Origin of the sequence: Flavobacterium urocaniciphilum (genome assembly GCF_900110615.1) — a bacterium.
Taxonomy (GTDB): domain Bacteria; phylum Bacteroidota; class Bacteroidia; order Flavobacteriales; family Flavobacteriaceae; genus Flavobacterium; species Flavobacterium urocaniciphilum.
Map to the genome: position 1 here is coordinate 145,572 of NZ_FOEI01000004.1, position 26,409 is coordinate 171,980.

Genomic DNA, 26,409 nt, shown 5'->3' on the forward strand with positions numbered 1-26,409 from the left:
ATTATAAAAATAATAAGGCTCCAACCGTGTTATTACTTGTTTCGTCAATTAGAATGGCATTTCCTGTTTTCGGATTATCTTCAAAAGCATCAAAAAACAAAGATTGATTGGTTCGTAAATTAATTTGCGCGATGTCGTTAAGCTTGATTTCCGTTTCGTTTGTGAATTCCCAATTATTGACATTCCATTTCTGAGTGACTTCTTGAATTTTCACACGAACATTTTTGAATCGATGTTGCAACAAGTATGTTTTTCCAACTTGTAATGGTGCATTATCCAACCAAGAAATCCATGACTTTACTTGATTTGATTCTATTGGCAATTGATGATATAAAACAACCGAATCGCCTCGACTAATATCAATGTTGTTTTCAAAATGCAACACTACATTATCACCCGCTTTAACTTCTTGAACACTTTCTAAATTCTTTTCAATTTTGACAATTTTTGTTGCCATATTCGCTGGCAAAATAATTACGGTATCACCTACTTTATAACTTCCGCTCAACACCAAACCTGCATAACCACGATAATCGTGATGTGCTTCATCTTTTGGACGGATAACCCATTGCACTTGAAAACGAGAAGCTAAATTTTCAGTAGTTTCCAGCTCAATAGTTTCCAATGTTTCTAACAAAGCCTTTCCGTGATACCAAGGTGTATTTACAGATTTCGAAACAATATTATCTCCTACTAAAGCACTTACAGGCAAAAAGTGAACTTCGTCAAAATTTAACTGTGCTTGTATCGCTTCAAAATCTTCTTTGATTTGATTGAAAACCGTTTCCGAATAATTCAACAAATCAATTTTATTTACCGCAACAATTGCTTTTTTTATTCCCATCAAAGAACCAATACTTGCATGGCGTTTCGTTTGTTCTGTAATTCCTTTTCGAGCATCTACTAAAATGATTATCAAGTCGGAATTAGAAGCTCCCGTAATCATGTTTCTCGTGTATTGTTCGTGTCCAGGCGCATCAGCGATGATAAACTTTCTTTTTTTTGTTGAGAAATATTTATAGGCTACATCAATGGTAATTCCTTGTTCGCGTTCTGCTCGAAGTCCGTCTGTAATTAACGACAAATCGATATCCACGCCTTCTTGTTTGGTTTGTTTTTGCAACACACCTAATTGATCGGTGTGAATACTATCAGAATCGTATAAAAGTCGACCAATTAAAGTGCTTTTACCGTCATCTACATTTCCTGCTGTTATAAATCGTAATGTGTTCATTTTCTTTTTGTTTTAAGTTTCAGGTTTTTGCCTTACTTCTAAATTCTGATTTCTAAATTCTAAAAATACCCTTGTTTTTTTCTGTCTTCCATTGCTGCTTCAGATAGTTGATCATCTAAACGCGTTTGTCCTCTTTCACTTACTCTGGTTTGAATAATATCATCAATAATATCCTGAACCGTTTTAGCTTCAGATGGAACTGCGGCGGTACACGTCATATCTCCAACCGTTCTGTAACGTACTTTTTCAATTACTACCTCATCATTTTCTAGAGGCTGAATGAATTCTGAAGTCGCCACCAATTTATCGTGGTGGACAATACATTCTCTTTCGTGGGCGAAATATAAACTTGGTAATTCGATGTTATTTTGTTGAATGTAATTCCACACATCTAATTCAGTCCAATTACTGATTGGGAACACGCGAACATTATGACCTTTTTTCACTTTTCCGTTTAAAATGTCCCATAATTCTGGGCGTTGCAATTTCGGATCCCATTGTCCGAAATCGTCTCGAACCGAAAAAATACGTTCTTTGGCTCTAGCTTTTTCTTCATCGCGACGCGCTCCACCAATACAAGCATCAAATTCATTTTCTTCAATGGCATCTAAAAGCGCATAGGTTTGCAAAGCATTTCTACTAGGAAAACGACCTGCAGTTTCTTTTAAATTGTATTTTTTGATACTGTCTTCAACAGAAGCTACGATTAGTTTTTCTCCAATTTGATTGGCTAAATAATCTCTAAATTCTATCGCTTCTGGAAAATTATGTCCGGTATCAACATGAACTAAAGGGAAAGGAAATTTCCCTGGGCGAAACGCTTTTAAGGCCAAATGCACCAAAACGATAGAATCTTTTCCGCCAGAAAAAAGTAAAGCTGGTTTTTCAAATTGTGCAGCTGTTTCACGAAGTATATAAATGGCTTCGTTTTCTAATTGTTCTAAATAATTATGTTGTTGACTCATTATATTTATTTTAAATTGTATTTAATTATTGATGTAATCCACATTCTTTTTTGGATTGTTCTTCCCACCACCATCGACCTGCTCTAAAATGATCTCCAGGTTTTATAGCTCTTGTACAAGGTGCGCAACCAATACTAACAAAGCCATTATCATGCAAAGTGTTATAAGGCACTCCATTTTGCTTTAAAAAACCAACCACTTCTTCAGTTGTCCAGTTTAATAGTGGATTGAATTTGAATAATTGTTTTTCTTCGTCCCATTCTAATTCCTTTAATCCATTTCTATTCTCAGATTGTTCGGCACGTAAACCTGTTATCCAAATTTTCACATCTTGCAAGGCTCTGTTTAATGGCTCTACTTTTCTGATGAAACAGCATTCTTTTCGTAGTTCGACAGAAGCATAAAAAGGATTAATTCCGTTTTCGTTGATGAAGTTTTCAATTTGATTGGTCTTCGGATAATAAGCTTTAATTTTTGTATTGTATTGCAATTGTGTTTTATCCCAAACTGAGTAGGTTTCAGCGAAAAGTCGGCCCGTATCCAAGGTAAAAACCTCTATATTTTTAATTTTTCGAGAAAAAATAACATGAGAAATAACTTGATCTTCAATTCCGAAACTGGTTGAAAAAACTATTTTTCCTTGAACTGAATTAGCTATTTTCAAGAACTTTTCTTCTAATGTTTTACTGTTTTCAATAATTTTTAATAATGTGTTTTGCATTTTGTTGATTTTGATTGAAATAAAAAAAGCTCCTTCTTTTGGAAGGAGCTTTATACTATTTTGATTGAATTATATACCAATACAGTGTTACGGCTCCCTTTTGAGAAAGCACGCACAACAAACTGAAGTTAAAACTGAATTTTTTATATTAATTGAAATCATTTATTTATTTTTTTTTAGTTTTTGGATATAAAAAAAGCCTCTACAAATGCAGAGGCTTTTAACTATTTTTAAATTTAAAATTAGGCAATAGTCATCTCTGCGGAAATTTTCCCCATACAACAACACATATTGCAAATTGTAAATATCATTTTCTTGTTTATTAATTATGGAGCAAAGATAGATTAATTTTCTGCTGAACCAAATTTTTTAGATTAATTTTCTAAATTTTATTGTTTAATATTATTTTTAATGATTAAAAATCATGTTTATTTTAGTTTTTATAGAATAATTTTCCGTATAAACTTTATTTAAAAATAACACGAAATGCATTTATAATATCTTCAATAGGTTCTGTACCAACTGAAATTCGAAGCAAATCTGGATTCAAACCTAAATCGTTTAATTTCAACAAACCTAAATCGGATTTCAAATAATTATAATGCGCCAAATACACATAAGGCATCGCTAAAGTAAATTCCGTTCCTAAACTTGGACCTTTGGCTAATTTCAATTGATCATAATAATACTCTAAATCTTTATCGAAAACTACAGAAAGCAACCCTGGAATTAAATTCCCTTTTTTAATTTTCGAAAAGTTTTTTGTGCTTTTTTCATCTAAAACACATTTAATTTCTTTTACTTTTGATTGGCTTTTTAAATATTCATACAATAAAATTGTATTTTCAGAAATCTTTTGCACTCGATTTTCATATTCTAAAATCTCATATCCTAAACGCTTAATTTCACCTTCAAATGGTTCAATCACATAATCATTAATTTCTGAAATTAACGCATCTTCTTTTACTATAATAGCTCCAAAAAGTAAATCGGCATTTCCACACGCGAACTTGGTTAAACTTTCAACTGCTACATCACAATATGGTAAAACATCTACACAGTAAGGCGATGCCAAAGTATTATCAATTATTAATTTTACAGAATAACGCGAACAAAGTTCATATAAATTCGGCAAATCAACACATTGTAAAAGCGGATTACTCACTACTTCTGTAATTAAAACAGCTACTTTTTGATGATTATTTTCTAACCAATTTTCCAATTGATCTAAATCGAAAATATTTATTTGAATATGCGAATTGACATTTCTTTCAATAATTTCCATCGTATCTACATACAACCAGCCCAATTGAACAATTTGCGTTTTACCAAATTCTTTTTGATACGCCACCAATGCTTCTGTTGCCGCATATAAAGCATTCATGCCACAATTCGATAGAATAATTTTATCAGAAGTTGTACCATAAGCTTCACTCAATGTATTTTTTATATTTTGAACACCTTGATTTTCCGAAACTTGGTCTTCTTCGAAAATTGAGCCTATTAAACCTAATTCAAACAATGTAGCTTCAGCTTTTCTTGAACTAATAATTAATCCAGCATTTCGAATAAAAACAGAATATTTCTTAACATTTGTATCATTACTATCTAAAATCAAAAAAACATTTTTAAACTTGTCTTCCACAAATTCTAAAGTAACTCCGAACTTTTTTTCAATACAATTTACCGCCTGAACTGAGGTTACCGGAATGATAATTTCATTATTCGAAATCTTATACTTTTCCTTTATAAATTGTGTCAATTGTTTGACAAAATGATTTTGAAAAAATCGCGGATAACCTGATTTCATTTTATTGATTACTTTCGACTTCCCTTCTTCATAATCAATAACATTTTGTATTTTAGGTAAACTTACCGAAACTGCATGAGGATTATCCAAAGGAAGCGTTTCCCCACAAGGAATTTCGAAAAAATAATCATTTAATACTTCATTCATAATTATACACATTTAATAGTTTCAACTTTTAAAGCTTGTTGAATATCTGCAATTAAATCGTTCACATTTTCCAATCCAACAGAAATTCGCACTGTCGCATGCGTCAAGCCAATTTTTTTCAAATCTTCATCTGAATAAGTCGCATGACTCATTTTTGATGGAATTTCCAAACGAGAATCCGATGTTCCAAAAGACACTTTTTCTCCAAATAGTTTAGTATTTCGAATTAATTGTTCCGCTTTTTCTGCCGATGACAAGGTAATTGTTAATACCGCTGGAATGATTTCCATTTGACGTTTCGCCAATTCATATTGTGGATGCGATGGCAATCCTGGAAATTTCACTTCCAACACTTCTGGTAAAGAATTTAAAAATTCCGAAAGCTGAATCGCACTTTGCTCTTGAGTTTTCATTCTATATACTAAAGTTGGTAAACCAAGAGAAACTAAAAAAACATCAAACGGACTCTGTGCTCTTCCATTGGCATTGGAGAAATAATTCAAACGCTCTGCCCAATATTCTGATTTTGCTACAATCGCTCCAGCCACAACACTACCATGACCTGATATAAACTTCGTTGCCGAAAATAGAGAAAAATCGGCACCCAAAACCAACGGTTTCTGGGCGGCAAATGTTGCCATGCTATTATCTACTGCAAAAAGCGAGTTGTATTTTTTACTTAATTCGGCAATTGCTTGTAAATCGACAATTTTTAAACTTGGATTTGTTGGCGATTCACATAAAATCAGTTTTATTTTATTTTGTTGTAAGACAGATTCCACTTCGGTTACATTGGTAAAATCTGCGTAACACGTTTGAATATCATTCTTTTCTAATAAAATATTCAACAATCTATAAGTGCCGCCATAACAATCTCTCTCGACTAAAATCACATCATCCGTTTTAAGAACAGTATCAAAAAGTAAAGCCAAAGCAGAAACACCAGTATTGACACAAACACAACCTGCACCTTCTTCTGCAATGGCAAAAATATCTTCTAATGCATTTCGAGTGGGATTATCTGTTCTTGAATAATCGTAATTTTTATTATTTGGAAATTGTCTTTTTTGATCGAAAGTTGCTGTGTTATAAATTGGCAAATGGGTAGCTCCATAAGAATCTACTAAGTTGGAATGTTGTGCTATATTAGCTAATAAAGTTTCAAGTTGCATGTTATATGTGTTTAAGTTTAGACAAAAAAAAACCTCTACAAAAGCAGAGGTCTATTTATATTTTTAATTTTTTAGATTTAACAAATAGAATACCCTGCGGAAAATTTCCACATCATCATCATTTGCATCATCATATGATTTGTTGTTCTTAGCATGTTATTATTTTAATCGAGGCAAAATTAGAATTATTTTCTAATATAATAAAATTTATAGTTTATTTTTCTATTTTTTACTATTTTAAATAATCTTTATAGATTTTTTATCTACTTAAAACCTTTTACAGACTAGTTATTTTTGTTAAATATCCTGAAAAAGCATCTTCATTTTACAGAATAAAAACAAAATATTACAAATAATAACTTGTATATCAATTTGATTTTATAAATTTGCGCCACAATTAAAGAGGAAAAATTTGAACTGATTGCAACCTCTTAATACTGGAACTTATTCCGTATTATAAAAAATGCTAAAGCAGAAACACCTTCCTTTAGTATTTACTTGCAATTTTTTCGACAATATTAATATAAATCATATTTAGATAATTATGGCATATTTATTTACGTCAGAATCTGTGAGTGAAGGACATCCAGATAAAATTGCAGATCAAATTAGTGATGCATTAATTGACAACTTTTTAGCATTTGACCCATCGTCAAAAGTAGCTTGTGAAACTTTAGTTACAACTGGACAAGTTATTTTGGCTGGTGAAGTAAAATCAAACACTTATTTAGATGTTCAAAACATTGCTCGTGATGTAATCAAGAAAATTGGTTATACCAAAAGTGAATATATGTTCGAAGCAAATTCTTGTGGAATTTTATCGGCTATTCATGAACAATCTGATGATATTAACAGAGGGGTTGACAGAGCTGCAGCAACTGATTTCGAATCGAAAGCAAATGCTCAAGGAGCAGGTGACCAAGGAATTATGTTTGGTTATGCTACTAACGAGACTGCAGATTTAATGCCATTAGCTTTAGATTTATCTCATAAATTATTACAAGAATTAGCAGAATTAAGAAGAGAAAATTCGGCAATTACTTATTTACGTCCAGATGCAAAATCGCAAGTTACTTTAGAGTACAACGACGAAAATAAGCCAGTAAGAATTGACTCTATCGTAGTTTCAACACAGCATGATGATTTCGATGAAGAAACAGCTATGTTAGCTAAAATCAAAAAAGATATTATTGAAATTTTAGTTCCTAGAATTTTAGCAAAATACCCACAATATGCTCATTTATTTAATGACAACATTGAATACCACATTAACCCTACTGGAAAATTCGTAATTGGAGGACCACACGGAGATACTGGATTAACAGGTAGAAAAATTATCGTTGATACATATGGTGGTAAAGGTGCTCATGGTGGTGGTGCTTTCTCTGGAAAAGATCCAAGTAAAGTTGACCGTAGTGCTGCTTATGCTGCAAGACACATTGCTAAAAACTTAGTTGCTGCTGGTGTAGCCAATGAGATTTTAGTGCAAGTTTCTTACGCAATTGGAGTTGCTAAACCATGTAACATTTATGTAAACACTTACGGAACAGCTAACAATGGTTTATCTGACGCTGTAATTGCTGATAAAGTGGCTCAATTATTTGATTTAAGACCTTATGCAATTGAGCAAAACTTAAAGTTAAGAACACCAATTTATAGCGAAACTGCTGCTTACGGACACATGGGTCGTAAAAATGAAGTGGTTACTAAAACTTTCGTATCGCCAACTGGTGAGAAAAAAGAAGTTCAAGTTGAATTATTCACTTGGGAAAAATTAGACAGAGTTGCAGATATTAAAACTGCTTTTGGAATCTAATAATTTTCAAATTCAATTATAAAAAAACCCGTCTTGTTAATTTACTAGACGGGTTTTTTATTTTAATTAGTCTTCATATAATTTTCGAAGCTCTTCTTCTTTAGCTTTCAAAACATCTAACTTCACTTTTACTTCATTCGCTTTAGCAGTATTAGCAATTTCTATATTATAATCGTAAAGTGCTTGATACACTTGAATATTATTTTTAGAAACCGTATTAGCAAAATCTAACCATTTTTTAACTTCATTGTATTTTGAAGTAGCTTTATGCTTTAAGATATATTGAGAGGCAGAAGCAAAAACTTCACCATAATAATTTTTCAAATCATTCCATTCTGAAACTCTTTCATAAATTTCATTCATTTCTTCATATTCTGCATTTAAATTATCGAATAACATATTATTCGCATTAACCTTAGCATGTAATTGATTAATTATATTTACAATAGCATCTACTTCAGAATTTTTATGCGAAACAACTTCTAAAAACGCTTTAATGGTAGCTACACTATAATTAGATTTAATCATTATGTTTTTAGAAATCTCCTCATAAGTTGCATCTTTTTTATCTTCTAAATTCATGATATAGATAGCAACATCATTCAAAATCTTTATTTTTTTAAATTTATCTGCATCATAATTAATCGCATAAGCTAAGTATTTTTTAGCATCATCTTTAGAAATTGAATTTTCTTTATTGAAAAATTTTTGAGAATTATAATCATATATAACTTCATTTAACAAAACTCCAATTAAGTTTTCATCTACAATTTTTTTCGCTTGATAAGAAATAAAGATGTCTTTTAACTTCTGGTTAAAAACCACTTGTGAGGTTTTAATCGAGTAAAATTCAAATTTAGATTTATTATAATTTTCAGCAACCACAACATCATCAGATACCGCAGCAACTGTATCTGTTGGAATTACATAATCATCCACATATTTATTATATGGAATATCAAAAAATCGATCGTAGTAACTATTTTTATTTTCTATAAATACTTGTAATAATTTAGCATTATCAACCGTTTTAGCCGAAAGCAATTCATCTACCTGTTTTGCTCTTTGTGCAACTACAATTTTATCTGGAAAATCATATTTATTTACTTCATCCGATAAGTCATTGTATCTTCCTTTATACGTTGCCAACACTTGTTTTTTATCATCTAAAATTACCGCAACAGGAAATTTTGTTATTCCATTGGCTTTTAATAATTTTTCGTCTTTTGAAGTTGCATTATAAAAATTGAATTTATCGTATTCTTCATTATACGCATCATACATATCATAACTTACTGCTGTATTGTAATCTTCAATAATTTCATCAAATTCTTTTTGTTGATTCTTACTTTTCGGATTGTAATACAATACTAAATATTTTGATTTTAAATTCTTAATTGCATCTTCCAAATTAGTTTCCACTTTTACAGAAAACTTATAATCCGATTCTCTATCTCCGTAATCATCATAAGCATACGCAGTAGTATCAATAGCTGTAGAGTCAGAGAACATTTCAAAACCTTCTTTTTTACCTTTGTAGGTCCAGTTTAATTCTCTACTTTTTGAAATTGGCTTTTCAAAATCAGATTTTGGCAAATTATTTCTATTTTGAAAAGTTATTGGATCTTTACCACCCATCGCAATCGTTAATGATTTATCTTCATTTAGTTTTCCAGATAAATCTAATTCTCTAAAAATATTACTGTTTGTTTCCACTGTAATCTTAACAACATCAGATGGTATAATATATTTTTCAATGTTTGCCGATTTCTTTTTGTCTTTTACAAAGTATAACGCATAAGGTCTTGGCAATGAAAAAGATATTTTTTTATCTTCTTTACTTTTTTCTGCATTATATAAATCCTCATTATATTCTTCTAACGCGTCTTTATCGAAATATTCGTTTAAACTTTTATATACAATAGGACCATTTTCTTTTTCTTGTACACCAAGATGAATTCCCGACATAAAATTAAAAACACTTGTAGGTTCAGAAAAAATAGTAATTTCTTTTGATGATGATTTTCCTTTTTCAAATTTTAAATCAAAATCATATTCATCCAATCTATTTTCAAAATAAATCGAATCATTTTCCATTTTGTATTTCCCTGAAAAAATAGCTAAATGATACGTGTTATCATTATTGATAATCAAATTAATTCCCGATGTTGGCTTTTCAACACTGATGTATTCACCAGAAATTGGATTAGTTTGCGCAATTGAAAACTGTGCTACAATTGCAAAAAGAAAGAAGATTTTTTTCATTTAAATAGAATGTTTTGTATGGAGTAAAAGTATAGTTTTCTATTGGTAACACAAAAAAATCTCAACTAAAATTAGTTGAGATTTTAAATTTTTTCTTACATAATTATTAATTGAAAATACTATAAATTGTATTTCAAACTAAAAATAATATAGCGTGGTTGCACATAATAACTTGTAAAGTTATTTGAACCTCCTAATGCATTAAAACTACTTGTATTTTGAGTAGTTGTATTTAATAAATTTGTTGCACTTAACTTATATTCTAATTTACTATCTTTTTTCTGATAACTCAATGAAGCTGTTAAGAAATCATATTCAGTATCAATTGTTTTTTCTTTATTTCTATTATGATAAAAACTATATTCTGACGTAAAGGAAAAAGCATTCAAAAAGAAATATTCTAACGTAACAGAAGGATTGTCTTCATAATATACTTGATTTTGAAAATCGCTTATATTAAAATCATAGGCCAATTGAATATTTGGAATTTTTTTAAAATTTGTTGAGAAATCAACTCCGTAATTTTGTGTAAACTGTTTTGTAGCTTGAACAAACTCAGAATTATCAGGATTTACACGAATATTGTTGTTTTTAGACCAAGACAAACTAGCTGTAGTACTTGCTTTATAATAACGTGCAAATGAACGACCATATGTAAACATACCTGAAACCGATTCCATTGGAAAATTTGAATTCATATTTACGCTAGTTGATTCCTGATTTACACCCGTTAACAAAGCACGATTGGTAATAATATCCGTTTGTTTTGTATACATAACATTAGCTGCAATATGCTCCATATTAAACATACTAAATTTAAAAAATCGTAAAGTATGCACTTGAGAAATTGAATTTTCTAACTTTCTATTTCCAGAATACAAACTGTTGTAATTAGAGAACACATAGCCTTCTGCCAATTTATTAATATCCGTAAAGCTATTTGTTAAAGAGAAATTATACGTTAACGATTGTGATTTTTTCATTTGCCATAACGCATAAAAATCTGGCAATACTCTATTGAAACTCATTTTGTTTGAAGTCCCTAACTGTTCATCATTTGTATTAAATTGATGGAATGAAACTCCAGGATTGAATGTGAACTTACCTTTTAAAATTTTATAATGTACTCCTAAAAATGCATCATTAAAAGCATAATTTACATCGTTAGTATTTTCAACACTTGATAAATTATTCTGCGTTCCATTATCTAAAATCTGAAACATATTAGAGTTGAAATTTTGATACGAATACGTATTTCCTATAGTAATATTAATGTTACTTTTTGGTGTAACCATATAATAGTAATCGAACTTCGCATCTGTTTTATTGGTTTTTACAAAACGATTTTGACTAATATCATTTCTTGTTTGCGAATTATCGTAGCCCGTTAAAAAGAATGGCTGAATTTGTAAGTTCGCGTTATAAAAAGGATCTTCTTGTTGAAACAAGTTTTGCAATTCGAAAGCCAAAACATTTTTATCATTAAGTGTGTAATAATAATTTAAGTTCTGATTAACCGAAAGTGGTTTTTGTTTTTTTGTAGTATAAATATCACCTTGTAAACTCGAAAACACACTTTGATTTTCTAATTGATTAGATGTTTTTAATAACACATCATAATCAACATGCAGTTTGGTTGATGGTACATAGCTCGAACTTAACTTAAACAATCCTAAATCTGTTTTTTGTCTAGAAAAATCTTCTCTATTTTCAACAACATTAATTGGCGTACCATTTGGCAATTTTTCATTACGCTGATAAATATTAGTTGTTTGCAAATCTGTTTTATTGTACGAATAAATTCCGAAACCACTAATCGTTAAAGCTTTTGAAGGATTATATGAGAAGTTCGCCGCACCAAATTTCGCATCAATATTTTTAGCACGATTGTTTCGCATTCCCATAATTCCTAAATCATTTGAAGACACATTGAAACTAGATCCTCCTTTTTTCATCATGTTTTTAAATCCGCCCGTAAACTTGAAATAATCTTGCATCGTTAAAGGCAATTCTCCAATATTATTGATGTTTCCAATTAAGTTTACGCTGTATTTCGGACTATAATAAAACAATTTCGGATTTAATATACTTCTATCTTCCGTATCGCCCACTCCAGCTCCGGCTAACATATCACCAAACCAAAAGTTCTTTTTTCCTTCTTTTAGCTTAATGTTTAAGGCAACATTATCTTCGTTATTTTCTAATCCTTTTAAATTAGAAACCTCATTATAATTTCTTAAAACTTGAATTTTATCTAATGCATCGGCAGGAATATTTTTGGTTGCAATTTTAGTATCACCATCAAAAAAATCTTTTCCTTCCACCATTACCTTCTGTACTTTTTTCCCTTCAACTTCAATTTCTCCATCTTTATTTACAGAAACACCCGGTAATTTTTTCAAAACATCTTCTAATTTCTTTTCCGTACCATTTGTAAACGAATCTGAATTATAAATAATGGTATCACCACTGATACGAACGGGCATTTCTTTTATAATCTCAATAGCTTCAATTTCATCTGAACCACTTAATACGATATCGAAAGTCATGTTTTCTTTACCCGTCGTTATGATCTTTTCAAATGGAGCATATCCAACGTAACCTGCTTTAATTTTATACTCAGTATTAGGTTTTAACGTTAATGAAAATTGTCCTTTATCATTTGTTAAGTTATATGAATCCATAGCTTTAGTACCTTGATTTACCGCCATTACATTGGCTGATTCTAACACTACATCTTTGGAATCTTTTAATATACCGGTAACTTTAACGGATTGTGCGCTTATTAAGGCTGAAAATGTTAAGGCAAATAGTAAAATTATTTTTTTCATTCGTTTTATAGTATAAATTAAGTCGCCATAATTGACGACTTAAAAATTGCATTTATTTAAATTTAATTATCTACTCATTCTAATTTGCATTCCGCCTCTTCCATGTGGATTACCACCATTCATTTCTTGCATTTCTTGCATTTTTTTCATGATGATATCATCATACTCTTTTTGGGTTACTTTATCACCACCTGTTGGCGCTTTAATTTCAACTTTATCCTTTACATTCATTACCAATTTCGAACACATAATTACCGTTTTACCATCATTTACTTCCATGATTAAACCTGGCAATCCCCAATATCCTTCTGGACCTTGATTTACTGGAATTTCAGGACAATACCATGCTGTGATTGTAATTTCTTTAGGCATATCAACTTCATCGAAGAAGTTTGTTTTCTTTTCTTCTTTTTTCTCTTCTGTTTTAGTTTCAGTTGTTGCAGCTTTTTCGTCTTTTTTTACTTCTTCCGTTTTTACAGCAACTTTTTTAGGTTCTTCTTTTTTCATTCTGAAATTTCTAAAATCAGACTTACTAGCTTCTTTAACAGCAGTAGCTTTAAAACAAGTATAATCTCCAATTTGTTTCGTTTCTTCCGTTAAAACCCATTTTAAATTTGGCAATGAATCTTTAATTAAAAATTCTTTACCAAAAATCTCTTTATCAACCGTATACTGTTTGTCTTTAACATTTTTGTAATAGGTTCCGCCACCGCCCATAAAAGACGACATCATTCTACCACCACCACTTTGACCAGGCGCATCTAATTTTTCCTCTTCTTTATAAATTGAAGCCGATTTGTCGAAGTTTAGAATAAACGTTTTTTCAAACATTTTTTTCATTCTTTCCAAAATTTGTTGCTTCATTTCTGGAGTCATATCTTTATTTGTCTCGAAATTTTTAGCAATTTCTGCTGTAGAAGTTTTCGACTCGTACACTGCCATTCCTTGGAAATCTTTTTGTGCTGATGCTATAAAAGTTGACAAACCTAATACAGCTAAAAATATTTTTTTCATTATTATGTTATATTTTTTGTTTTCGTTATTTATTTAGACTACAAAAATCAAAAAAAGTTACACCTTAATTTGTTATTTTTGTGTTAATTATAATTATATGAGAGTTTTATTTTTAATTATCCTATCGATTTGGTTTACATCAAATGCGCAAAAAATTCAATTTGAGAAGCTTGAAACAAAGCCAACAAAATTTGAAAATTTTTGGGGAACTGATATTTCAGGAAATAATTATTTTTCTACTGGTAATAATTTATATAAAGTTACAAAGTCGGACACCTTAAATTACGCCAATAATAAATACGGTAAAATTTCAGGTGTTGAAACTTTTAACATGTTGCAAACGATTGTTTTTTATAAGGAAAATAATGCTTTTGTTTTGTTAGACGCTCAATTTAATGAAATCAATACTACCCTTTTTACAGATATTAATTGTGAAGTTTTAAAACCCGCTTCACAAAACGAACTATGGTTTTATGATAATTTTAGTCAAAAATTCGGTTTATATAATTTGAATTCGAATAAATTTCGATTGCTTAATAACCCAATGACCTTAAAAATTAAACATTGTTATTCCGATTATAACAAATTGTATATTATTAAAGATGATTTTACATATTTTTCTATTGACAAATTTGGTAATTTAGAATATAAATCGGTTATAGGTGAATTTAACCAAATCAGTTTTTCAGACCAAGAATGTGTGTATACTTCGAATAACGAAGTGTTTTATGTAGACATTTCTCAGCTGTTAATTGTTCCCTTAAATATTCATGAAAATTTGATTAAAAAAGTTTTCTTTAAAGATGGAATTTTGTCTATTTTTACCGACTCTCAATTAATCACATACCAAATAAAAAAATAGAAAATGCATATAGCTGTTGCTGGAAATATTGGAGCTGGAAAAACGACTTTAACCAAAATGTTAGCCAAACATTTTAAATGGGAAGCACATTTTGAAGATGTTGATGACAATCCGTATTTAGATGATTTTTACCATTCGATGGAGCGTTGGAGTTTTAACTTGCAGATTTATTTCTTAAATAGTCGTTTCAGACAAATTTTAGATATTCGAAAAACTGGTAAAAAAACCATTCAAGATAGAACAATTTACGAAGATGCTTTTATATTCGCGCCGAACTTACATGCTATGGGTTTAATGACGAATCGTGATTATACCAATTATAAATTGCTTTTCGATTTGATGGAAGATTTAGTTGGACCGCCTGATTTATTAATTTATTTAAGAAGTTCTATTCCGAATTTAGTTAAGCAAATTCACATGCGTGGACGCGATTATGAAAACACAATTTCGATTGAATATTTAAGCCGACTAAACGAACGTTACGAAGCTTGGATTCAAACGTACGACAAAAGTAAATTAGTTATTATTGATGTTGATAATATTGATTACGTAAATAACCCGGAAGATTTAGGAGAAATTATTAGAAAAATTGATGCTGAAATAAACGGATTATTTTAAAATATAAAGCCTTGAGAAATCAAGGCTTTGTATTTTTAGATTCTGAAACAAGTTCAGAATGACAGAAATGATTTTTTATTTTGTCGAAAATTTAGCCACGAATGCTCGAATTTTCAAATTTTCCTTTTCAACATTCGATTTAATTCGAATTTCATCGCAGTTGAACGAATTATCACAATATTTTAATTCGTGAATTCGTGGCTAATAAAAAATGTAGTTTTTTTATTTCATCGTATCATACAATGACATCACTTTTACATCTTTTGCTGGTTTAGACAATTTGATAATTTTTCTATCAAAAGGATAGGTTAGCAAATCAAAATAATTATCACTGAAAGTAGTTCCTTCTTGATACAAATAAATATTTTTAGCTACTGTATTGGTAGAAACTTTAATTTCATTATTTGGCAAATATTCAATCGTAATTTCAGGTTTTTCTAATTTCAATTCTTTTGGTTTTACAAAATAAAATTCAGATTGAGTACAATCAATTTTTCCTGCCAACTCATCATAAGAATGACAAAAAGTAGCTCGTAAAACGATTTTATTTTTATCAAATTTCGAAAATATTGATTTTGGAATACTCACTAATACATTACTTTTATTATCAACACTATAACCTGTTTCCGATTGCCATAAAATTGCCCCATTAAAATCCCATAATTCTAAATTTAAATTCCCACCTACTTTAGCTTTTCCATCATTAATTATATGAACATCAATAACAGTTTCTTTTTCCTCAAAAGAAACTAGAACATTTTGAAAACTTTTTTTAGCTTGATAGTGAAAGGCTTTCCAATTTCCAAAATAATCTACCGAACTCCATGATGTTACCGGCCAACAATCGTTTAATTGCCAAAACAAGGTTCCCATACAGTTGGGTTTCGCTCTTCTATGTGCTTCAATAGCGGTTTTCATACCTTCTGCTTGCAATAATTGCGAAACATAAACATACTCTTCAAACTTTGTTGGAACTTTATAATCGCGCTCCATATACGTTTGTATAGTTTGAAAACCTGTTGGATGTTTTTGATGTGCTTTAACTACTTCAGAATTCAAATGTAATTCAGATTCTATAGCAAATTTTTTAAACGTTTCTACGCTTGGAATCCCTTGAAAACCATATTCCGACATGAATCTTCCGACTTTCTTTTTATAAATTTCAAAAGGTTCCATTCCCCACCAAACGCCCCAATAATGAGAATCGCCCTGTAATAAACTTTCCTTTCTTCCCCAACCAATAGAAGGTGATGAAGGCCAATAGATATTTTTTTCTTTCGCTAATAAACTATCTAAGGTTTGCGGAATAACTTCGTGAAATAATTTTTTGTAACCGTTCCAAATGCTAGTTGAATCTGCTTCCGAATAATTATATTGTTTTTGCCAACCCCAATTGTGCCAACCTTCATCGTTTTCATTATTCCCGCACCAAAGCGCTATACTCGGATGATTTTGTAAACGATTGACATTATCAACAACTTCTTGTTTTACATTCTCTAAAAACTTTACATCACTCGGATACATCGCGCAAGCAAACATAAAATCTTGCCAAACTAAAATTCCGTTTTTATCACAAGCATCGTAAAAAGCATCATCAGCATACACACCACCGCCCCAAACACGAATCATGTTCATATTCGCATCCACCGAATTTTTTACAATGGATTGATATACTGAATCTGTAACTCGAGGTAAAAAACTATCAGGTGGAATATAATTCGCACCTTTCATAAAAATAGGTTTTCCGTTTAGTTTGAAATAGAAACTTTTACCAATAGCATCATTTTCTTGTACCAATTCAATTGTACGAAGACCAATATTTAGTTTTTTACTATCAATATTTTTTTTCTTTTTAGAAACTGAAACCTGAAAAGCATACAAATTCGGTTCACCTAATCCGTTACACCACCAACGTTTTGGATTGACAATTTCATAAGGAATTTGAAGTATGTTTTTTCCATTTTTCAAGGAATAACTTTTCAAAAAATCATTAATCTTCAACAAATACGTTCCCGATTTTTGACAATTCAAATCCACAATAAAATTCAATTTTGCTAAATCATTTTTCAAACTAATTTGTTCGTAACTAATATTTTCGATTTTAATATCGTTCCAAAATTGCAATTTAATTGGTCTGTAAATTCCGCAAGTCACAAATCTCGGACCCCAATCCCAACCATAATGATATTGTGCTTTTCGAGTGAATACTTTTTCATCACCAGGTAAAATGTAGGCTAATTTCTTTGCTTCTTCTTTTCCGATATTGGATGCCGATTTGAAAATAATTTTTAAGTGATTTTCGCCAATTTGTAATTCTTTTTTTGCAGATTGTTTCCATGTGCGAAACATATTATCGGTTTCTAAGAATAATTTTCCATTCAAATAAACATTTGCATAGGTATCTAAACCTTCAAATATTAAATCGATATTTTGATTTTTTAATTCTGTTTTCGAAAGATTGAATTTTGTTTCATACTCCCAATTTTCGTTTTCAATCCATTGTAATTGCTTTTCATTTGTACCTAAAAACGGATCTGGAATAAGTTTATTTTCAAATAAATCGGTATGAATTGTTCCAGGAATTTTTGCTTTATTTTTTTGTGAATCGTTTTGTTTGTGAAATGTCCAATTTTCAGAAGACAAATCACGATATGCGTTTTGAGCTGATACTGAACAACAAATCAAAATTAAAAACAGTAGTATTTTTTTAAACATATAAGTCATATAAGTTTTGAAAATGAATTAGTCAACGATTAAAAGTTCTAATAAAGTTTTTTCTTTAATTGAATAATTTCTTCGGGATTTGCAATTTCACTTCCATCCGTAATTGCTGAAGAATGGTAAAAAGTTGCTTTAGTTTGTTCTTGCAAAACCTCAATGTTTGTAGAACGCAATCCGCCACCAGGCATTATGACAATTCGGTTATTCGCTTTAGAAACTAATTCTTTTAATTGATTGGTTCCTTCCATCACATTAGGTTGTTGTCCGGAAGTTAGAATCGTTTGAAATCCGCATTGGATAATTTCTTCTAACGATTGAAATGCATCTGAAACCTCATCAAAAGCACGATGAAATGTACTTGGAAAAGGTTTTGCTAAAGCAACTAACTCTGAATTTTGAGATTTATTTACCGAATTATCTTCATTTAAAATTCCGAATACAAATCCGTTGACACCCATTTCTTTAAACTTCAGTATTTCATTTTTCATTTGTTCAAATTCGGCATCAGAATACACAAAATTCCCACCTCGAGGTCGAATCATCACATTTAAATCGACACTGATTACATTTCGAACTTGTTTGGTAATTTCAAAATTTGGAGTCGTTCCACCAACTTCCATTTCTGCACAAAGTTCTACTCTATCAGCGCCGTTTTCTTGTGCGATTAGAGCAGAATCTAAATTAAAACAAGCTATTTCTAATTTATTCATTATTTTTTTAAATAGTAATTAGCATCTAATAATCTATTTCCTGAAGCATCGTGAACGGCATAGTTAAAGCCACCTTGCACACAATAAGAACCGTATTGCCCTTTTTTGTTTAGCGCGATAAATCCAACTTGAATTTCTTTTAATTTCTTCCCTCTTAAATTGGTTAATTTCACAATTCTTTCCACTGCTTCTTCACAAGCTTTTTGTGGTGATTTTCCTTGACGCATTAATTCAACAACCAAATGACAACCTGCAATTCGGATAACTTCTTCACCATGTCCAGTTGCGGTTGCTGCGCCAATTTCATTATCCACAAACAATCCTGCGCCAATAATTGGTGAATCTCCTACTCGACCATGCATTTTAAATGCCATACCACTTGTAGTACAAGCACCTGATAAATTACCATGAGCATCTAAAGCAATCATTCCAATAGTATCGTGATTTTCAATATTTACAATCGGTTTATATTGACTTTTTTCCAACCATTCTTTCCATTCTTTTTCCGATTCTTCAACTAGCAAATTCTCTTCTTTAAATCCTTCAGAAAGCGCAAATTGCAACGCACCTTCACCTACAAGCATTACATGTGGCGTTTTTTCCATAACCAAACGAGCAACAGAAATAGGATGTTTTATATGTTCTAAACAAGCCACCGAACCAATGTTTGAAAACTCATCCATAATACAAGCATCCAAAGTAACTTTCCCGTCACGATCTGGTCGGCCACCATAACCAACACTACGCTCATTTGGATCCGCTTCAGGAACTTTTACACCAGCTTCTACCGCATCTAAAGCGCGACCGTTATTTTTTAAAATTTCCCACGCCGCAGCATTAGCTTCTATTCCAAAGCGCCAAGTTGAAAGAACAATTGGTTTACTTTCAGTATTTTCATTTTTTACAATTTCATCCGATGCATCTTCTTTCGATTTAAAAGAATTTAAAGCTATTGCAACAGAACCTATTGCAGCAGTTTTTATAAAGTTTCTACGATTTGCCATACTTTTATTTTTTTATTCTACACCAATTTCATCCACAAACAACCAAGCATTGGAACCCGCACCAGGCATTCCATCGGGAATTTTACCAAAATTAGTTGCGATTACTTTTACGAATTGAGCTTTTTGTGTTTGACAATTAATAAACACTTTTCCATCCACTAATTTAATGGAATCTCTAGATATTTTGGCAATACTTTCATATTCCTTTCCATTATTGGAAACTAAAACTTCAATACTCTCTGGGAAGTAAATCCAACTTCCTTGACTTTCCAAAACGGAAACAGTTATTTTATTAATGGTTTCAATTTTTCCAAGATTAATACTTGCATTCAAATCTTTACCCGAAAATCCTAACCAATCTTTACCTAGGGTTTTATTCTTAGAAACCATTCCATCTACTAATGTTAATGCGCCACCATGACTATAATTCTCATTTGGTTGATGCATCAATTCTATTTTTTTTCCAGTAGCTTTATTGATTTGAAAAGACTGTTGTGTTGTAGCACTTTTTTGCACTTCATTTTCAAAATAAGCAGCTTTAATTGTAACATTTTTTGAAATTTTAATTGGACTTTTATATTTCAAAGAATTAATAGTTGGATTCGTTCCGTCTAAAGTATATCTGATATTTTTGGAATTCTTAGCTGAATTCAGTTCAAATAAAATCCCCTTTTGTGTTGCTTTCACTTTAGTTGTAATATCAAAAACGGCTTTACTGAAATTGATTCCTTTCTGTTCTAAAACTTCAAAATGTTGCAACATTCTGTTTTGAAAATCGGTATAATTTTCAGGATTAGATGTTCCCCAAACCACTTCCGACAAGGCTAACATTCTTGGAAAAATCATGTATTCTACATGACTTGGCGTTTCAATATATTCTGTCCAAAGATTCGCTTGTGCTCCTAATATATATTTTGCTTCTTCTGAAGTTAATTCTTTTGGCGATGGATTAAACGCATATACTTTTTCAACTGGTGTATACCCGCCAAATGCAATTGGTTCGTTTTTAGGATTACCTTGATAATGATCAAAATAACAATGCGAACCTGGCGACATCACCACGAAATGCTTTTGCTTTGCAGCTGCGATTCCGCCTTCAGTTCCGCGCCAACTCATAACTGCTGCGTTTGGAGCTAAACCACCTTCAAGAATTTCATCCCAACCTATAATTTTTCTTCCTTTTCTGTTTACGAATTTTTCAATGCGTTGAATGAAATAACTTTGCAATTCGTGTTCGTCTTTTAAGTTTTCGTCCTTCATTCTTTTTTGACAATGCGAACATTTTTTCCATCTTATTTTCGGACACTCATCACCTCCAATATGAATATATTCTGATGGAAATAACGTCATGACTTCGCTTAAAATATTTTCTAAAAAAGTAAAGGTCTCATCTTTAGGACAAAAAACATCATCCAAAACACCCCAAATTTTTCCAACTTCAAATGGTCCGCCCGTACAAGAATATTCAGGATAAGCCGCTAAAGCCGCTACAGCATGACCTGGCATTTCAATTTCTGGAACAATAGTTATGTGACGTTGAGCAGCATAAGCAACAACATCTTTAATTTCTTCTTGAGTATAAAATCCGCCGTAGCGTTTGTCGTCAAATTTTTGATCGCTATAATGACCAATCATTGAGCCATTTCGATAAGCGCCAATTTCAGTCAATTTTGGATATTTTTTAATTTCAATACGCCAACCTTGATCATCGGTTAAATGCCAATGAAACGTATTGAACTTATACATTGCTAAATAATCAATATATTTTTTTACAAAATCTACTGGAAAGAAATGACGTGCACAATCGAGATGCATACCACGCCAAGCGTATTTAGGCTGATCTTCAATTATTAAACAAGGTAATATAAATTTCTCATTTTTTTGAATTGGAAGTAATTGTTGTAACGTTTGAAAAGCATAAAAAACACCAATATTTCTGCTTGCTTTAATTTGGATTTGAGATGTTGTAACATTTAATTTATAGAAATCTAATGAAGAATTACTCGAATCTTCCTTTTGAATTTCAATTGTATTTATTGGGCTTTTTGAATTATTTACAACTTGTAATTCGAAACCATTATTGCTTTTCAAGTATTGATTGAATAAATCAACTTCGTTTTGAAATTCAGAATTTGTTAATAGAATTTTCGTGTTTTCATTCAGAATGAAATTCCCTTTTTCAAATATGACTTTTGAAGGCTTAGGAATTAAAGCCAAATCCTTTTGTGAATAGGAAAAATGTACAAATAAAAGTAGTAGTAAGCACTTTTTAAGCATTGTAATAGTGTGTTGGTTGTTTACTGCGTCAGTTCGCTGCGCTTGTTTGGCTAAAAATACAAAAAAAGCCTCACAATTAGTGAGGCTTTTAAAAATCTATTGTAATAAATTATTTTTGATCTAATGCTGCAATCTTAGCATCAACTTCTTTTGCCGTTCCTTCGAAAACTTTTTCAGTTTTAGTTTCTTTACCGTCTACAACAGAAGTAATGGTTACTATTGCTTTTTCTTTACCATTTTTTAAGCTTTCTCTTTTAATTTGGATTTTTTGCTCTTCTTGTTGTGTTACTACATCGCTATTATCTTGGTGACGTTTATCATAATCTGCATCGTGGCCGTGGTTACAATTTGGACCGTGAACATGTGCGTCTCCGATATATTTACCGTTTTCATCGTATTGTGACATACATTGATCTTTACATTCTTGAGAACAACCATTGTCTTCACACATTTTTGCACATTCCTCTTTTGACATTGTTGCACATTTTGATAAATCACATTTACCATCTTTGCAAACCATTTCTTTTTTCTCAGTAGCACAACAAGCTCCCATTTTATGGTCTCCTGCTCCATGACCGCTTCCTAAGATTGGTGCAATAACTAATCCGATTAAACACGTTAATTTAATTAAGATATTCATTGATGGACCAGAAGTATCTTTAAATGGATCTCCAACAGTATCTCCAGTAACTGCAGCTTTATGTGCATCTGATCCTTTGTACGTCATTTCACCATTAATTTCAACACCCGCTTCGAATGATTTTTTAGCATTATCCCAAGCACCACCAGCGTTATTTTGGAAAACTGCCCAAAGTACACCAGAAACGGTAACTCCAGCCATATAACCACCTAACATTTCTGCAATTAACTGATTGTTTTCACCATAAACTAATTTACCTAATAATACAATTGCTATTGGGAAACCGATTGTTAAAATACCAGGCAACATCATTTCACGTAAGGCAGCTTTTGTAGAAATTTCAACACATTTACCATATTCAGGTTTTCCAGTTCCTTCCATAATTCCTGGAATTTCTTTGAATTGGCGACGTACTTCGTACACCATGTCCATTGCAGCTTTACCAACTGAATTCATCGCTAAAGCAGAGAAAACTACAGGAATCATACCGCCAATAAATAGCATTGCCAATACTGGTGCTTTGAAGATATTAATCCCATCAATTCCAGTAAACGTTACATACGCAGCAAATAATGCTAACGAAGTCAATGCAGCAGAAGCAATTGCAAAACCTTTACCAGTTGCTGCTGTTGTATTTCCTACTGAATCTAAAATATCTGTACGTGTACGAACTTCTTTTGGCAATTCACTCATTTCGGCGATACCACCAGCGTTATCTGAAATTGGTCCGAATGCATCGATTGCTAATTGCATAGCTGTTGTAGCCATCATTGCTGAAGCTGCTAAAGCAACTCCGTAAAATCCAGCTAAAGCGTATGTTGCCCAAATAGCAGCACCAAATAATAATACCGTTGGGAAAGTAGAAATCATACCCGTAGCTAATCCAGCGATTACGTTTGTTCCTGCACCTGTTGATGATTTTTGCACGATTGCTAATACAGGTTTTGTGCCTAATCCTGTGTAATATTCTGTTACAGAAGAAATTGCACCACCTACAAATAAACCAATTAATGTAGCATAGAATACACGCATTGATGAGATTTTTTGAGCACCTTCTCCGAAATATTCCATAGTCATTACTTCAGGAAGCATATATTGTACTAAGAAGAAACAAGAAACCGCTGTTAAAACAATAGAAACCCAGTTTCCAATATTTAATGCTTTTTGTACTTGCGCTTCCTTCGCACTATCACTAGAAATTTTCACTAACATTGTACCGATAATTGAGAATAGAATTCCGAAACCAGCGATAGCCATTGGCAATAAAATTGGACCGATACCTCCAAAAGCATCTTCAATTTTACCACCCATATCTTTAATAACATAATTACCTAAAACCATTGCTGCTAAAACAGTCGCCACATACGAACCAAATAAATCGGCACCCATTCCGGCAACGTCTCCAACATTATCACCTACGTTATCTGCAATTGTAGCAGGATTACGAGGATCATCTTCTGGAATACCCGCTTCAACTTTACCAACTAAATCGGCACCAACATCGGCAGCTTTTGTATAAATACCACCTCCAACACGTGCGAATAATGCGATAGACTCCGCTCCTAATGAAAATCCAGCTAACGTTTCTAAAACGACTGTCATACCATCAGTATCTGTCCAAACACCTCCCATAAATTTTTGATAGAAAATTATGAAGAAACCTGTTAATCCTAAAACAGCTAAACCAGCAACTCCTAATCCCATAACGGTACCACCACCAAAAGAAACATTTAAAGCTTGTGGTAAACTAGTTCGTGCCGCTTGAGTAGTACGAACGTTTGTTTTTGTTGCAATTTTCATACCCATATTTCCAGCTAATGCTGAAAAGATAGCTCCGAATATAAATGCTATAACAATTAATAAATGTGTTTTTACACCTGGAATAAAAGTGATTCCAGCTAATACAACACTAGCAACTAGAACAAAAATTGCTAATAACCTGTATTCTGCTTTTAAGAAGGCTAATGCACCTTCATAAATATAATCTGAAATTTCTTTCATTTTACCGTCACCGGCATCTTGTTTAAGAACCCAAGAACGTTTGATAGCCATAAAAAGCAAGCCAATTATAGCCATAGCAATTGGCAAGTAAATCATAAATTCATTCATAGTTTTTAGTAAAAAGTTAATTGTTAGATTAACAAAAATAAACAAAAAAGGCAATTATCCTAATGATAATTGCCTTTTTTAATAAATTTATTGAAAATTACTTAATACTAAATAATCCTTCTGGTTTGTTCTCAATTGCATTGAAACGATCTACACATTCTTTCATAATTTGTTTCGCTTCATTCACATCTCCCCATCCTTGAACATCAACTTTTTTGTTTTCTAAATCTTTATAAACTTCAAAGAAATGTTCAATTTCTTTTAATAAGTGAGGATTGATATCTGATAAATCGTTTAATTTATTCCAAATTGGATCAGAAACAGGTACACAAATTACTTTTTCATCTGGACCTTTATCGTCTGCCATGTGGAAAACTCCGATTGGTTTAACTTCGATAACACAACCAGGGAAAGTTGGTTTTGTAACTAAAACTAAAACATCTAATGGATCACCATCTAATGCTAACGTTTCTGGAATAAATCCGTAATCTGCTGGATACATCATTGAAGAGAATAACATTCTATCAAAACGCATTCTTTTCAAATCGAAATCGTACTCATATTTGTTTCTACTTCCTCTTGGAATTTCTACTAAAACGTCGAACGTTTGTATTTTATCTGCTGTCATTATATTTTATTTTTCGGGCGCAAAGGTAGTAAAAAGTTAGGAGTTGGAAGTTGGAAGTTGGAAGTTTTTTTGAAAAATTAACGATTTCTTTTTTTTAAATAATGATGCCATAACAAATAAGTTGCCAAGGAACGATATGGTTTCCAATTATTTGCAAAGTCTTCCATTTCTATTAATGTTTCCGTTTGGAATAATTCGCGCATCGTATGTTGAACAGCAATATCTCCGATAGGAAACACATCTTTCTTTTGTAAACAGAACATCAAATAGACTTGAGCGGTCCATTTACCGACACCTTTTAGCTGAATTAATTCTGCAAAAATTTCTTCTTCCTTTTTTGAATGAAAACTTTCTAAATCGATTTGTTTCTCTACAATACAAAAAGCTAAATTTTTAATATAACTGATTTTTTGTCGTGAAACACCACACAATTTCAACTCTTCATCTGAAGCAATTAACAATAATTCTGGTGTAAATCCATTCAGATACTTTTCTACTTTATCATAACACGCTTTTGCCGAAGCCATAGAAACTTGTTGTTCCAAAATCAATTGAGAAAGCGCCATAAAACCGGATGGCCTTGTAGTGATTTCCGGAATTCCATAAGTATCAATAATGGTTTGAAACTTCGGTTCGAGTTGAATTAAATTTTGTAAATCTGAAAACATTTTAAGATTTTATTTCACTTAGATTAAAAAGATTATAGAAATTACAAAGAATAAAAAATGATAATAGCCGCGGTTGTAGCGGCATCCTTTTTATTTTGTTGCCTGAGTTGTTACACTGAGCTTATCGAAGTGTCGAAGGCAACAAAATAAAAAGATATAGCAAAAAACGCGTTGTTTAGTTGTTATAAAGCGAATAC

Annotated in this window: 18 protein-coding genes; 3 read left to right on the forward strand and 15 right to left on the reverse strand. The window is 31.4% G+C overall.

Features of this window, described 5'->3' with window-relative positions; translation table 11 throughout:
• Position 1: 1 nt before the first annotated feature.
• From BMY86_RS08835 to BMY86_RS08855, 5 genes are all read right to left on the reverse strand, one after another.
• Entirely contained in the window at positions 2-1,234 is a 1,233-nt protein-coding gene (locus BMY86_RS08835; protein WP_091467826.1) for a sulfate adenylyltransferase subunit 1, read from the reverse strand.
• Positions 1,235-1,293: 59 nt separating this feature from the next.
• The gene (gene cysD, locus BMY86_RS08840; RefSeq protein WP_091467828.1) at positions 1,294-2,199 is read right to left on the reverse strand and encodes a sulfate adenylyltransferase subunit CysD; all 906 of its coding nucleotides are present in this window, start codon (positions 2,197-2,199) and stop codon (positions 1,294-1,296) included.
• Between the two features lie 25 nt (positions 2,200-2,224).
• The gene (locus tag BMY86_RS08845; protein WP_091467830.1) at positions 2,225-2,920 is read right to left on the reverse strand and encodes a phosphoadenylyl-sulfate reductase; all 696 of its coding nucleotides are present in this window, start codon (positions 2,918-2,920) and stop codon (positions 2,225-2,227) included.
• Positions 2,921-3,386: 466 nt separating this feature from the next.
• Complete coding sequence (locus BMY86_RS08850) at positions 3,387-4,877, reverse strand: PLP-dependent transferase (RefSeq protein WP_177177155.1); 1,491 nt, start codon at positions 4,875-4,877, stop codon at positions 3,387-3,389.
• A 2-nt stretch (positions 4,878-4,879) separates the two neighbouring features.
• Positions 4,880-6,049, reverse strand: a complete 1,170-nt coding sequence (locus tag BMY86_RS08855; RefSeq protein ID WP_091467834.1) for a trans-sulfuration enzyme family protein — start codon at positions 6,047-6,049, stop codon at positions 4,880-4,882.
• 544 nt (positions 6,050-6,593) lie between these two features.
• Between BMY86_RS08855 and metK the strand changes: the two genes are divergently transcribed.
• Positions 6,594-7,865: a methionine adenosyltransferase gene (metK, locus tag BMY86_RS08860; RefSeq protein WP_091467836.1), complete on the forward strand. Its 1,272-nt coding sequence runs from the start codon at positions 6,594-6,596 to the stop codon at positions 7,863-7,865.
• 66 nt (positions 7,866-7,931) lie between these two features.
• Here the strand turns inward: metK and BMY86_RS08865 are convergent, their stop codons facing one another.
• The 3 genes from BMY86_RS08865 to BMY86_RS08875 all read right to left on the reverse strand — a co-directional run bounded on the left by BMY86_RS08865 (position 7,932) and on the right by BMY86_RS08875 (position 13,975).
• Positions 7,932-10,130: a hypothetical protein gene (locus BMY86_RS08865; RefSeq protein WP_091467838.1), complete on the reverse strand. Its 2,199-nt coding sequence runs from the start codon at positions 10,128-10,130 to the stop codon at positions 7,932-7,934.
• Positions 10,131-10,249: 119 nt separating this feature from the next.
• Positions 10,250-12,961, reverse strand: a complete 2,712-nt coding sequence (locus tag BMY86_RS08870) for a TonB-dependent receptor (protein WP_091467840.1) — start codon at positions 12,959-12,961, stop codon at positions 10,250-10,252.
• A gap of 66 nt (positions 12,962-13,027) precedes the next feature.
• Positions 13,028-13,975, reverse strand: a complete 948-nt coding sequence (locus tag BMY86_RS08875; protein WP_091467842.1) for a GLPGLI family protein — start codon at positions 13,973-13,975, stop codon at positions 13,028-13,030.
• Positions 13,976-14,072: 97 nt separating this feature from the next.
• Between BMY86_RS08875 and BMY86_RS08880 the strand changes: the two genes are divergently transcribed.
• Together BMY86_RS08880 and BMY86_RS08885 are read left to right on the forward strand one after the other, a co-directional pair.
• On the forward strand, positions 14,073-14,837 hold the full coding sequence (locus tag BMY86_RS08880; RefSeq protein WP_091467844.1) for a hypothetical protein: 765 nt from the start codon (positions 14,073-14,075) through the stop codon (positions 14,835-14,837).
• A 3-nt stretch (positions 14,838-14,840) separates the two neighbouring features.
• A complete protein-coding gene (locus BMY86_RS08885; RefSeq protein ID WP_091467846.1) occupies positions 14,841-15,455 on the forward strand; it encodes a deoxynucleoside kinase in 615 nt (204 codons plus the stop codon).
• 222 nt (positions 15,456-15,677) lie between these two features.
• Here BMY86_RS08885 and BMY86_RS08890 read toward each other — a convergent pair whose 3' ends face one another.
• The 7 genes from BMY86_RS08890 to BMY86_RS08920 all read right to left on the reverse strand — a co-directional run bounded on the left by BMY86_RS08890 (position 15,678) and on the right by BMY86_RS08920 (position 26,212).
• The gene (locus tag BMY86_RS08890; protein WP_177177156.1) at positions 15,678-18,170 is read right to left on the reverse strand and encodes a beta-mannosidase; all 2,493 of its coding nucleotides are present in this window, start codon (positions 18,168-18,170) and stop codon (positions 15,678-15,680) included.
• 47 nt (positions 18,171-18,217) lie between these two features.
• Positions 18,218-18,886: a copper homeostasis protein CutC gene (locus tag BMY86_RS08895; protein ID WP_091467848.1), complete on the reverse strand. Its 669-nt coding sequence runs from the start codon at positions 18,884-18,886 to the stop codon at positions 18,218-18,220.
• Positions 18,886-19,890 (reverse strand): isoaspartyl peptidase/L-asparaginase family protein, encoded by a 1,005-nt coding sequence (locus BMY86_RS08900; RefSeq protein WP_091467850.1) that lies wholly within the window; start codon positions 19,888-19,890, stop codon positions 18,886-18,888. Before BMY86_RS08900 ends, BMY86_RS08895 begins: the two co-directional genes overlap by 1 nt.
• Before the next feature lie 12 nt (positions 19,891-19,902).
• Entirely contained in the window at positions 19,903-22,167 is a 2,265-nt protein-coding gene (locus BMY86_RS08905) for a glycoside hydrolase family 20 protein (protein ID WP_091467852.1), read from the reverse strand.
• A 109-nt stretch (positions 22,168-22,276) separates the two neighbouring features.
• Positions 22,277-24,916 (reverse strand): sodium-translocating pyrophosphatase, encoded by a 2,640-nt coding sequence (locus BMY86_RS08910; protein ID WP_091467854.1) that lies wholly within the window; start codon positions 24,914-24,916, stop codon positions 22,277-22,279.
• A gap of 97 nt (positions 24,917-25,013) precedes the next feature.
• The gene (locus BMY86_RS08915; protein WP_091467857.1) at positions 25,014-25,544 is read right to left on the reverse strand and encodes an inorganic diphosphatase; all 531 of its coding nucleotides are present in this window, start codon (positions 25,542-25,544) and stop codon (positions 25,014-25,016) included.
• A gap of 77 nt (positions 25,545-25,621) precedes the next feature.
• Positions 25,622-26,212 carry a DNA-3-methyladenine glycosylase family protein gene (locus BMY86_RS08920; RefSeq protein ID WP_091467859.1) on the reverse strand — a complete coding sequence of 197 codons (591 nt, stop codon included), beginning with the start codon at positions 26,210-26,212 and terminating at the stop codon, positions 25,622-25,624.
• Positions 26,213-26,409 lie beyond the last annotated feature (197 nt).